This is a genomic window from Albibacterium profundi (assembly GCF_042159835.1).
GTDB classification, from domain to species: Bacteria; Bacteroidota; Bacteroidia; order Sphingobacteriales; family Sphingobacteriaceae; genus Albibacterium; species Albibacterium profundi.
Window position 1 is genome coordinate 66284 of sequence record NZ_JBBVGT010000003.1, and the last position, 12156, is coordinate 78439.

A 12156-nucleotide genomic window follows, 5' to 3' on the forward strand; every position below is an offset into this window, starting at 1 on the left:
AAATTCTTTTTTCTTTTTATATTTAGCACGGAAATCGAATCAATCCATCCCTATGAAATATACAATTGTTTTAATTAGCATCTTCTTTCTATTCTTTTCTTGTACGGCCCTTCGATCCAACGAAGCTCGCAACGGCGGCTGGGTTGATTTGTTCAACGGGAAAGATATCAATGATTGGATGGTTAAAATTCATCATCATGAAGAGGGTGTCAATTTTGGGAATACGTTCCGAGTAGAAAATGGTGTTATTCAAGTTCGGTATGATGAATATGGCGATTTTAATGATCAATTCGGGCATCTTTATTACAAGACTCCGTATTCTCATTATCATCTGAAACTCGATTATCGTTTTGTAGGCGAACTGCAAAAGGGCGCACCGTCATATACACTGCGGAATAGCGGAGTTATGTTTCATTCACAAGATCCGCGAACCATGTTAAAGGAGCAAGATTGGCCTATTTCGGTTGAGATGCAATTTTTGGGGGGACTAGGCGATGGCAAACCACGGCCTACCGGAAATATGTGTTCGCCGGGAACCGATGTGGTTTACCAAGGAGAGAAATCACGATTTCACTGTATTAATTCAAGTTCAGATACCTACGACGGTGATCAATGGGTGCACGCCGAACTAATTGTCCTAGGAGATTCACTCATTACACATATTATTAACGGCGATACCGTTTTACGATACTCAAAGCCGCAGATCGGCGGAGGGACCATGAACGGAGCTGATCCAAAAATTAATATTCCCGGAACTCCGCTTCGATCAGGATACATCGCACTGCAAAGTGAAGGGCAACCTGTTGATTTTAAGAATATTCAATTAAAAGATCTATCGAAGGATTAGATTTTATCTCAAAACCGCTACCTTGGCTTGTTCTAACATTATTGCTTTAATATTTTAAACTCAGAATATATTATGAAAAAAATAGTTGTCATCGCCCTTTGTTGTTTGCTAACCTTTGGCGTAAAATTACAGCCTGTGGCTGCTGCTAAGTCGACAGGAACCTATAGTCAAGCCGACCAGAAAGAACTCGTAGGCCGCTGGGACCTGACCCTTGATGTGAATGGAAAACCTGCTCCTTCTTGGTTGGAAGTGAAACTTTCAGGAAACCGGACGTTAATCGGTTCCTTTGTAGCTATTGTTGGTAGCGCTCGTCCAGTTTCCGAAGTAGAGTTTGATAATGGCAAGTTTCACTTTGAAATTCCACCACAGTGGGAGTCTGGCGATCAAGACCTTGTTGTTGAAGGCGAACTAAAGGACGATGAACTCCAAGGCTCCATTACCATGAGCGACGGTGAAAAATATACGTTTGTAGGTGTGCGTGCGCCTTATTTGAAGCGAACGAGCGAAGTAACATGGGGTAAGACTACCGAGTTGTTTAACGGGGAAGACCTAACCGGATGGAAGGCTCTCGGCGAAAATCAATGGGAGGTGATTGATGGTATCCTAACAAGCGCTCGATCGGGTGCTAACTTAGTTTCCGATCAGAAGTTTACCGATTTTAAGCTGCATGTCGAGTTCAGGTACCAAAAAGGAAGCAATAGTGGTGTGTATCTACGTGGAAGACATGAAGTGCAAATTGAAGACAGCCCGAAAACAGCTCATCCGGATAGTCATTTGTTCAGCGGTGTCTATGGCTTCTTGCCGCCAAGTGAAATTGCAGCTTTGGGGCCGGATACATGGCAAACATACGATATCACATTAATTGGTCGCATGATTACCGTTGTCGCCAATGGCAAGACTGTCATTTCTAATCAGGAAATCCCCGGTATTACTGGTGGAGCTTTAGATAGTAAAGAAGGAGAGCCTGGCCCTATCTATATACAAGGAGATCATGGACCGATTGAGTTTCGGAAAATTACGATCACCGAAGCCAAGTAAGTACCGTTCTAAGAAGATCTTTTTATTGGCGGAACTGTTTTAGGATTTCGTTAACATCCAGTTTGGCATTTAAATCCTCTGAATCATAGGTTTCGATATCTCCATCGACGTCCCTGAAAGAGGTTGCCGAATATTTGTATACGGACCATTCCCCGTTATGGTATTCCAATGCGCTCAAATTTTCAACCCAGTCGCCTGAGTTGAGGTAAAGGACACTACCTTTTTCGGTGCAGATGGTTCGGAGCTCTGGTTGATGGATATGACCGCATACGACATAGGAATAGCCTTTGTCTACCGCTAATTCCGCCGCGGTTTGTTCAAAGTCATTGATAAATTTAACGGCATTTTTAAAGCTGGCTTTTACGCGCTTTGAAAAGCTCATCTTTTCCCGTTTCATGACAGTTAAACACCAGTTGACGAAGCTATTGATCAATATGAGCGTGTCGTAGCCAATGGCTCCCAGTTTTGCCAACCATTTTGAATGCTGCATGGTCACGTCGAAAACATCACCGTGGAAGAACCAAGCCTCTGCACCGTCTAGTTTCAGGACTAACTTATCAGCGAGGTAAAAGTTGCCGATTTGCAGGTCGCTAAACTTTCGCAACATCTCATCATGGTTACCGGTTAAATAATATACTTGGGTGCCTTCTGTGAGCGATTTCATAATTCGGCGCACGACTTTCATATGCGAATCCGGCCAATACGATTTGCTGAATTGCCAGATATCAATTATATCCCCGTTTAGTATCAGCGTTTTTGCTTGAATGCTTTTAAGATAATTTAAGAGTTCTTTGGCGTGACAACCGTATGTACCTAAATGAACATCGGATATGACAACCAGGTCGACTTCTCGTTTTGCCATGTAACTGCTTAAGATATATGACGCAAAAATCGGTTTCCTATATGAACTAGATGATAAGGATGTGTTAAATATTTAAACGATCTAAGAGAATAGATATTAAGAAAGGTTAAGATAGTGGAAGTTAAATTGAAAAATAGTAAATATATTTGACCCCTTAACTTAAAATTTATGAAAATCTCGAAAGTATTTTTTGGTGTTATCTGTTTGTTTTTTATTCTATTGAGTTTCTCGTGTAATAAGCGCTCGGGTGATCCTAGAATTTTGGTCTTTAGCAAAACAGCTGCATTCTATCATGAATCTATACCGACAGCTGTTGCGGCTTTGCAAAAGCTGGGCGCTGAAAATCAAATTATTGTTGACACGACAACAAATTCAAATTGGTTTAACGACGATTCACTGAAAAATTACTCGGCGGTGGTTTTTTTAAGTACAACAGGAGACGTCCTTGATCACTATCAGGAGGCTGCTTTTGAGCGTTATATACAAGCTGGAGGTGGGTACCTTGGTATACACGCAGCTGCGGACACCGAATACGGGTGGGGTTGGTATGGGCGACTTGTAGGTGCATATTTTAAAAGCCATCCTGCGCAACAAGATGCTATACTTGATGTTGTTGACGCTAGCCATGAGGCAACAAAACACCTGCCTAGCGAATGGGAACGAAAAGACGAATGGTATGATTTTAAGAATATAAGTGACGATATTAATATTATCATGACAATCGATGAGGATTCTTATGAAGGAGGGCAGAATCCCGACGGCCACCCCATGGCTTGGTATCACGAATATGACGGCGGTCGTGCATTTTATACGGCTTTAGGACATACTGAGGAGTCTTATGACGATCCTTTGTTTTTACAGCATCTTCTGGGGGCATTAGACTATGTTATTGGTGGCAATAAAAAGCTTAACTATAAGGATGTAAAAACGCAAAACGTACCGGAAGAAGAACGTTTTACGAAAACCCAATTAGTTGAGGGAGTTTTTACGGAGCCTACTGAGATGGCTATTCTGCCGAACCTCGATATTTTGATTGCTCAAAGAAGGGGCGAGATTATGCGTTACGACAATGAGACAAAAGATGTGAAGCAAGTCGGCTTTCTGGATGTATATCATGAATCAGGAGTTCCCGGTGTCAACGCAGAAGAAGGACTCATGGGGATCGTAGCAGATCCTGACTTTAAAGACAATGGTTATATATATATGTATTATAGTCCTGCGGACACGTCGTTAAATCGTTTGTCGCGTTTTGAGTTTAAAAATGACACCATTGACCATACCACGGAGAAAACCGTTCTTGAGTTTTACTCCCAACGTGGTATCTGTTGTCATACCGGAGGATCGCTTGCATTCGGTGAGAATAACGAACTCTATTTGTCTACAGGTGATAACTCTACGCCGTTCGATCAGCCTAACGAGGCTTATGCTAATCATGGTTATGCACCTCTAGACCCACGACCTGGATATGAGCAATATGATGCACGGAGAACTGCTGGAAATACAAACGACCTGCGTGGTAAAATATTACGCATTATAATCAACGACGACGCGACCTATGATATTCCTGAAGGGAACTTGTTTGAAGAATCTGAGAAAACCAGACCCGAAATATATGTTATGGGCGATCGCAACCCGTATCGGATCTCTATTGACAAGAAAACGAATTACCTGTACTGGGGGGAAGTTGGTCCGGATGCTGCGAATGACAGCTTGGATACCCGTGGCCCCAAAGGTTATGATGAAATTAATCAAGCAAGGGAGCCGGGGAACTTTGGTTGGCCATTGTTCGTTGGCGACAACTATGCATACAGAAGTTATAACTATGCGACCGGAGAGAGTGGAGAAGCTTTTGATCCAGCAAAGCCGATTAATAATTCGCCGAATAATACCGGCTTGACTGAATTGCCGCCTGCTAAGCCAGCCTTTATTTGGTATCCGTACGACGAGTCAATTCATTTTCCGAGCGTAGGTACCGGCGGGCGAAATGCACTGGCTGGTCCGGTCTACTATACAAGCGATTTTCCTGAAGAAAGCCGTTATCCTGAGTATTATAATGGCAAGCTCTTTATTTATGACTGGATTCGCGGATGGGTCAAAGTAGTGACGATGCAAGATAATGGCGACTTTGACAAGATGGAACCTTTTATGGCTGGTACGCGATTTAACGCTCCCATCGAAATGGAAGTTGGGCCAAACGGACTACTATACATGTTAGAGTACGGTAAAGGTTGGTTTGCCAAAAACCCAGATGCAGGATTGGTGCGAATCGACTATAATTCAGGTCCTATCGAAAACATCAAAGACGATTCAGCAACTGCTTCCGCGGATAAACCAAGGGGAGAGGCTTTGGTGGCGTCGCTCGACTGTGCAGCCTGTCATAAAGTAGCTGAGGAGTCTGTAGGGCCATCTTATCTAGCCGTGGCAGAGAAATATAAAGACGATTCTCATGCTGTTCCTTATCTTATCGCAAAAATTATTGACGGTAGTACAGGTGTTTGGGGTGCGAATGTTATGCCGGCGCATCCAGCATTAAAAAAGGAAGATGCAAACGCAATCGCAGAATGGATCATGACGTTAAATGAATCAACCGGTCATCAAGAATAATTGAAAAATGAAATTCGGACAAGTAGATAATCCTGAGGAAATCGATTTCAGTCTTCCTCTCGACCATCCTGATACAGCTGACGCGTTAAAAGTCGGTGCCGGCGAGCCTTTTGAGGTTTACGTTGGATGTGCTAAATGGAATAGAGCCGATTTAAAAGGGTTTTATCCACGGGGTACCAAAGATGAGTTGACGTATTATTCAACGCAGTTCAACTCGATCGAGCTGAATGCGACCTTCTACAATACACCGAGTAAGGAACAGGTAGTCACCTGGCGTGATAAAACACCGGAAGGATTTAAATTTTTTCCAAAACTAAGCAATAGCATCAGCCATTTTAGACGCTTGCAGAATGTAGATGAATTTGTAACGGGTTTTTGCGATTCTATTGTCCACTTTGAGGATAAATTAGGAACGACTTTCTTACAGTTGCACGACAACTATAAACCGAAGGATTACGATCGACTAGAAACGTTTGTGAAAGACTTCCCCAAAGCGGTTCCCTTGGCTGTTGAGCTGCGGAATGCTGAATGGTTTGCTTCTAAGGAGACTGCGGGCCAGGTTTTCGATCTCTTTAAAAGCGAGGGCGTTACTCCCGTTTTGGTGGATTCTGCGGGCAGGAGAGACCTGTTGCATATGCGTTTAACCAGTTCGACCGCCTTTGTGCGATACGTAGGCGCTAATCATCCTTCCGATTACGATCGGCTTGACGAGTGGGTAGAACGGATAGCAGAATGGCGCGCTGCCGGATTGAACTCGCTCGCGTTTTTTATTCATCAGAATATAGAGAAAGAGTCGCCTTTGTTGGCTACTCATTTCATCAAAAAACTGAATGAAAGGTTGGATTTAGATCTTAAGACTCCTCAAGGCCGATTTTAACCTTTTTGTTCTTTATTTTTTCATTGGCAAGCAGACTCAACAACTGTCTTGCCTTTTTTCGTTTTACGGCAACGTAGGATGTTTTGTCGTAAACTTCAATGCGTCCTACATCCTCTTTGGCAAGCTTTGCTTTCTTTAGGAACAGGCCGACGATGTCGATTTTATTGACCTTATCCTTTTTGCCAGCAGCAACATAAATGGTCACCCATTCCGTAGGATGCGGGAGTTTATTCTCTTTCGGAAGCGTTTCAAAGGCAATCTCTTCTCGATCGATGTAGTCTGGCAACTGCTCATCGTGTACCAACAGATAGGCGGTGCCGGTAGATTGCATACGAGCGGTTCTGCCATTACGATGGATATATGCATCCTCGTTGCCGAGTTGATAATGGACAATGCACGCTACTTCCGGTATATCCAGTCCACGGGAAGCGAGATCCGTACAAATCAATAAATGATAGGTTCCGTTCCTAAATTGCAACAGCGCTTTTTCACGGTCAATTTGCTCCATTCCTCCATGGAAGGTGCCATGGTTGATGTCGTTATCATAGAGCATGCTACTAATACGGTTAACAACCTCACGATGATTGCAAAATACCAAGGTCGTTTGATTTCCAATGTGACATATAAGCGAAAGAAGCGTTTCTATTTTTTCTTCCGGGCTGGTTGATATTGCTTTTAGCGTAATACGGGGTTTATGGATTTCTGCATCCAAGAAGTTGACCGATGCAAAATCCGCTTCCATTTCAACAAATTCCGGTATATCATCAAGCGTCGTTGCCGATGTCAGAATCCGTTTTGAAAGGCGATGTAATTCGCTGATGATTGCTGCCATATCATCGTGAAAACCGAACTCAAGTGACTTGTCAAATTCATCCAGAACAAGATACTGAACGGTCGACGGGTCAAAGTTACCGTCTCGCAGATGATAATGAATGCGACCGGGCGTACCTACCAACAGCGCGGGTGCTTCTAGTAGGCTGTTTTTTTCGATCCGCGTAGAATGCCCACCATAGCAGCAGGTTGCCTTCAAGCCGGTACCCATTTGCTTCCATACCTGTTCTATTTGCATGGCGAGCTCTCGTGATGGCGTTAAAATAAGTGCTTGTACGCCGGCCTTTTCTTTTTTAAGAACATTTAATATCGGAAATAAAAAAGCGAGTGTCTTACCAGAACCAGTTGGCGCCAACAACATTAAGTCGCTTGCCTTCGCCGCCTCAATACTGACGAGTTGCATATCATTAAGTCCATTGATGCCTAGGTTGTCGAGGATTTGCTTTTTTATCATTCGTCAAAAGTAAACCAAACTTTCTTCAGATTAAAATCTTTATCGAGCCAAAGCAAATTAGCTCGACGGCCAACTTCAATAGAGCCTAATTGGTCTTGCAGGCCGATTACCTGCGCTGGGATTGTTGTGGCCATAAGAAATGCTTCAGCGGCATCTATTTCAGCATGTTCTATACAGTTGCGTACACCCTCCAGTAATTCTATAGCTGAACCGGAAAGGATACCTTCGGGTGTTTCATAGTGGTCGTCGACTTTCTGGTGCTTATACACACCCTCCTTCGACGATGCTACGGCATCCGTTATCAAGAAGAGCTTTCGGCCTAATTCTCTTTTTGCTAGTTTAATCATGGGGTAGCTCACATGAATGCCATCCGGAATGATGCTGGCAAAGCTTTTCTTTTCAAAGATAGAAAGGATAAGTCCCGGTTCTCTGTGATGCAAGGGTGGCATCGCATTAAATAAATGCGTAGCGGTGCTTACTTCCTTATTCAAAAATTGTTGCGACTCTTCATACGTGGCATTGCTGTGTCCTACCGAGAGGGTCACACCGTGACTCTTCAATAATTTCAGAACTTCTATGTCTTGCAGCTCCGGTGCAATGGTCATCATCTTTATTTCTCCATGGGCCATATCAAGCCAACGCTGAATGTTTTCAATCGTTGCCTTTCTGATCAAGCTATCCGGATGGGCTCCTTTTTTTTGAGGATTCAGAAAGGGGCCTTCAAGATGCAGCCCTAAAAAAGCGCCCTTGCTTTGCGAACGAAACGCGGTCGCTGCGTTGATCGCCTGCTCTACAATTTCATCGGTATTCGTAGCCACTGTAGCCAAAAAGCCGGACACTCCCTGCTGAATTAGATCATCTTCCATTCCTTTGAGATGTTCGACAGACGGGTTGCCGCCAAAGAAACTGCCCTCGGTTCCGTAAAGCTGGAGGTCTATTAGTCCGGGAACCAGATATCCACCTCCTAAATCCACTACTTCCACTTCTTCTTCAATGGCCTTTTCTACATTATCTATAAAAGCAATGTGTTGATCTTTCAAGCCGATCTGAAGATCTTTCTGAAATACATCTTGGTATAAAATTGTAGCATTCGTTAAAACGACCATGTATTTTGAGTTATGAAGTTTATTATAAAATAAAGCGATATTTGAGAGTTGTTAGTACAAAATTAAGAGAATTCAGCTATGTTCCGTCATTTTGGTGAAAGAAGAACCCTTTCTCATAATCTCCAGTTAGCCACCTTGCTATCATTCGTCGCTGGTGTCGTCAATATTAGCGGCGTCTTTTACATTAAAACGCTTACAACGAATGTTACAGGCCATTTCGCTTTCTTTGCAGAAGAAATTGTATTGAATAACTACGGACTTGCTTTTATCTACGTAGCCTACGTTCTATGCTTTCTTTTTGGATCTTTTGTGTCTGGCTTTTTAATGCAACTTATTGCCCGTAAGAAGAAGGGCATGTCTCCCGTCTTGTTGCCGATCTTGCTAGAGATGTTGATTATTTCGCTGGTTTGGTATTATAGCTATACGACTGTTTGGTCTGCCAGTAAAACCCACATCATAGCTGCCTCCCTTTTATTTGCGATGAGTGTTCAGAACGCTCTGGTTACGCTCGTGTCAAATTCGATTGTGCGTACCACACACTTGACCGGCTTGTTTACCGATTTAGGAATCGAGTGGGCACAGTTAATCTTCTATCGGAAGGCTCAAGCACGAAAAAGGCTTAAACAAAGTATTTTTCTCCGTCTGGCAATCATCGTATTTTTTTTCTTAGGCTGTGTTATCGGCGGTGTCTTATTCAAATTCGTTTCTTTTCATGCGCTTCTATTAGCGGTAGGGGTACTTAGTTATGCGCTCTTTTATGATAGCATAAAATATCAGTTCTATTCTATAAAACGCCGAATTCAATCACATATATAGTGAATATTTTAAATATTTAAATTATTTCTTGCAATATTGAAAATTTAACGTTTACTTTACTGTCATAAACGAAAAACGTGAGAGCAATTTCAATTATTACATCCATTATTATTACCATCGGGGGGATATTCTACCGGAAGGCAATAATGCTGTGATGTGATTTACATTAAAATAAACAGAAGCGCCTTCCTCCAATCCAGGAAGGCGCTTTTTTTATTACCAGACATTTATGAATTAACACAAAAAACACAATTATAATAATGAAGATCTTAAAATTTGGAGGTAGCTCCGTTGGTTCCGTAGAAAGCATTAATCGACTTATGAAAATCCTGAAAGATGAGGAAGGTGGCGAACAGAAGCCACTTGTTGTTCTTTCTGCTATGCAAGGGGTGACCAACCTGCTAAGCGAAATGGCCTTGATGGCTTCCCAAGGAGAAAGTTTCGAGGAGGGACTAAAGGAATTGGAGGAAAAACACTTTCAAGTCGTTAAGCAGCTGATGGCTGTCCGAAGCCAGAACCCCGTCTTTACCAAATTGAAGATATACTTTAATGAACTAGAAGACCTTTTACAGGGTGTTTTCACTCTTCAGGAGTTAAGTCCCCAAACTAGAGACAAGATATTGAGCTTCGGAGAGCGGTGCTCGGTTCTATTAGTTAGTCATATTGCCGGGCAATACTTCCCTGATACCTTAGCCGTTGATGCGTCTGTCTTAATTAAAACGGATGATACATTTGGGAATGCACGAGTTGATATGAAAACATCAGAGAAATTGATTCAAGAATTTGTTGATTTGAAAAGAGATAAATTTCTTTTTATCACTGGCTTTATCGCATCTACAGTCGACGGGAAAACTACGACACTCGGCAGAGGAGGGAGCGATTATACGGCGGCAATCTTTGGTTCTGCTCTCAACGCCTCCACAGTGGAAATCTGGACCGATGTCGACGGTATGTTAACGGCTGACCCCCGGATGGTTAAAAAAGCGTTTTCCCTGCCTGTACTATCGTATACGGAGGCGATGGAGCTTTCTTATTTCGGAGCTAAAGTGATCTATCCGCCAACAATGATGCCTGCTTTTTTGAAAAACATATCCATCGTTATCAAAAATTCCTTTAATCCGTCCTTTTCAGGTACCATTATTCAGCGAGATAGTGGTCGTTCGTCCTTTCCCATCAAAGGTATCTCTTCAATCAACAAGGTCAGTATACTGAACCTGAGCGGGAGCGGTATGATCGGTAAAGCAGGCTTCAGTGGTAAACTTTTTACCCTCTTGGCTCAGAACCATATCAACGTAATCTTAATAACTCAGTCTTCGTCAGAACATAGCATAACTTTTGCCGTGCACCCCGAAGACGCACATCAGGCTAAACGACTTATTGAAAATGAATTTGAACTTGAGATAGCCGCCGATAAATTACATGTTCCTGAACTGGAAGGGAACTTGTCGGTTTTAGCTATTGTCGGAGAAAATATGAAAAAAACACCCGGTATGTCTGGCAGGCTCTTCTATGCTCTAGGGCGAAACGGTGTGAACGTACGTGCTATTGCTCAGGGCTCCTCCGAATACAATATATCGGTAATTATTTCGCATAACGATCTTTCGAAAGCATTGAATGCCGTACATGATGCATTCTTTTCGAGTTTAAAAACGACGCTTCATATGTTCTGTCTCGGTACAGGAAATATCAGCAGCACGTTGCTCTCTCAGATACGTAAGCAGCATGAGTTTCTGAAGGAAAATAACGATATCGAAATAAAAATGGTCGGTATCAGTAACAGCCGTAAAATGCATTTCAATCTAAACGGCATTGAATTGTCTACCTGGAATGATACATTAGATAATGAAGGTGAGAAAGCAGATTTGAAGCTATTTATAGAAGAGATGAAGAACCTGAATCTGCCAAACTGTGTATTACTGGATAATACTGCGAGCCATGAACCTGTCAAATATTATGAAGAAGTTTTCTCATCAAATATTTCTCTGGTCACCTGTAATAAGTTAGCAAACTCAGGTTCTTATAAGCAATATTGTTCATTGAAAGACTGTGCTCGTAAACACGGTGTCGACTTCTTTTATGAAACCAATGTTGGGGCAGGTTTACCTATCGTTAGAACATTAAAAGAACTGATGACGAGTGGAGACCGTATTATCAGTATCGAAGCTATTTTATCGGGAACCATATCTTATATTTTCAACAATTATGTTGGCGATCGCAGTTTTTACGATGTCGTGAAAACTGCGCAGGAACTTGGTTTTACGGAGCCTGATCCTCGTGATGATCTGAAAGGCGCTGATTTTATGAGGAAGTTTCTCATCCTGGCGCGCGATTCAGGACTGACTCTTGAACCGGAAGACATTGTCCTGGAAAATATATTGCCGCGGAACTGTATCGATGCGCCATCGGTCGAAGCCTTCTATGCTGAGCTCGAAGCGTCTGAAAGCCATTTTAAGGCTCTGAAAGATCGCGCAGAAGCCGAAAATAAGGCCATACGGTATATTGGAAAATTGGAAGACGGACAGGTGCAGATCCGATTGGAGCTGGTCGATAGCTCCCATCCATTCTACTCGCTTTCGGGTAGTGATAATGTTATTTCCTTTATTACTGAAAGGTACTCGCAGCGACCTTTGGTTGTTAAGGGTCCTGGTGCCGGCGCTGAGGTCACAGCTGCGGGTGTATTTGCTGAACTTGTAAATGTAGGTCACAATGCTTAAAGAACAA

9 protein-coding genes are annotated in these 12156 nt (G+C 42.7%); 6 read left to right on the plus strand and 3 right to left on the minus strand.

What is annotated here, in order from left to right; translation table 11 throughout:
* Positions 1-52 precede the first annotated feature (52 nt).
* Positions 53-847, plus strand: a complete 795-nt coding sequence (locus tag WKR92_RS11775; RefSeq protein ID WP_375558033.1) for a 3-keto-disaccharide hydrolase — start codon at positions 53-55, stop codon at positions 845-847.
* A 72-nt stretch (positions 848-919) separates the two neighbouring features.
* Complete coding sequence (locus WKR92_RS11780) at positions 920-1885, plus strand: 3-keto-disaccharide hydrolase (protein WP_375558034.1); 966 nt, start codon at positions 920-922, stop codon at positions 1883-1885.
* 22 nt (positions 1886-1907) lie between these two features.
* Here WKR92_RS11780 and WKR92_RS11785 read toward each other — a convergent pair whose 3' ends face one another.
* A complete protein-coding gene (locus tag WKR92_RS11785) occupies positions 1908-2747 on the minus strand; it encodes a UDP-2,3-diacylglucosamine diphosphatase (protein WP_375558035.1) in 840 nt (279 codons plus the stop codon).
* A 168-nt stretch (positions 2748-2915) separates the two neighbouring features.
* Between WKR92_RS11785 and WKR92_RS11790 the strand changes: the two genes are divergently transcribed.
* Together WKR92_RS11790 and WKR92_RS11795 are read left to right on the plus strand one after the other, a co-directional pair.
* The gene (locus WKR92_RS11790) at positions 2916-5351 is read left to right on the plus strand and encodes a ThuA domain-containing protein (protein ID WP_375558036.1); all 2436 of its coding nucleotides are present in this window, start codon (positions 2916-2918) and stop codon (positions 5349-5351) included.
* A gap of 7 nt (positions 5352-5358) precedes the next feature.
* Positions 5359-6228: a DUF72 domain-containing protein gene (locus WKR92_RS11795; protein WP_375558037.1), complete on the plus strand. Its 870-nt coding sequence runs from the start codon at positions 5359-5361 to the stop codon at positions 6226-6228.
* On the opposite strand, the gene WKR92_RS11800 is transcribed toward WKR92_RS11795, so the two are convergent.
* Positions 6203-7513, minus strand: a complete 1311-nt coding sequence (locus WKR92_RS11800; protein WP_375558038.1) for a DEAD/DEAH box helicase — start codon at positions 7511-7513, stop codon at positions 6203-6205. The genes WKR92_RS11795 and WKR92_RS11800 overlap by 26 nt on opposite strands.
* Entirely contained in the window at positions 7510-8619 is a 1110-nt protein-coding gene (gene nagA, locus WKR92_RS11805; RefSeq protein ID WP_375558039.1) for an N-acetylglucosamine-6-phosphate deacetylase, read from the minus strand. Before nagA ends, WKR92_RS11800 begins: the two co-directional genes overlap by 4 nt.
* 78 nt (positions 8620-8697) lie before the next feature.
* On the opposite strand from nagA, the gene WKR92_RS11810 reads away from it, so the two are divergent.
* Together WKR92_RS11810 and thrA are read left to right on the plus strand one after the other, a co-directional pair.
* The gene (locus WKR92_RS11810) at positions 8698-9435 is read left to right on the plus strand and encodes a YoaK family protein (RefSeq protein ID WP_375558040.1); all 738 of its coding nucleotides are present in this window, start codon (positions 8698-8700) and stop codon (positions 9433-9435) included.
* A 260-nt stretch (positions 9436-9695) separates the two neighbouring features.
* Positions 9696-12149, plus strand: coding sequence for a bifunctional aspartate kinase/homoserine dehydrogenase I (thrA, locus tag WKR92_RS11815; RefSeq protein ID WP_375558041.1), 2454 nt, complete (start codon positions 9696-9698; stop codon positions 12147-12149).
* Positions 12150-12156 lie beyond the last annotated feature (7 nt).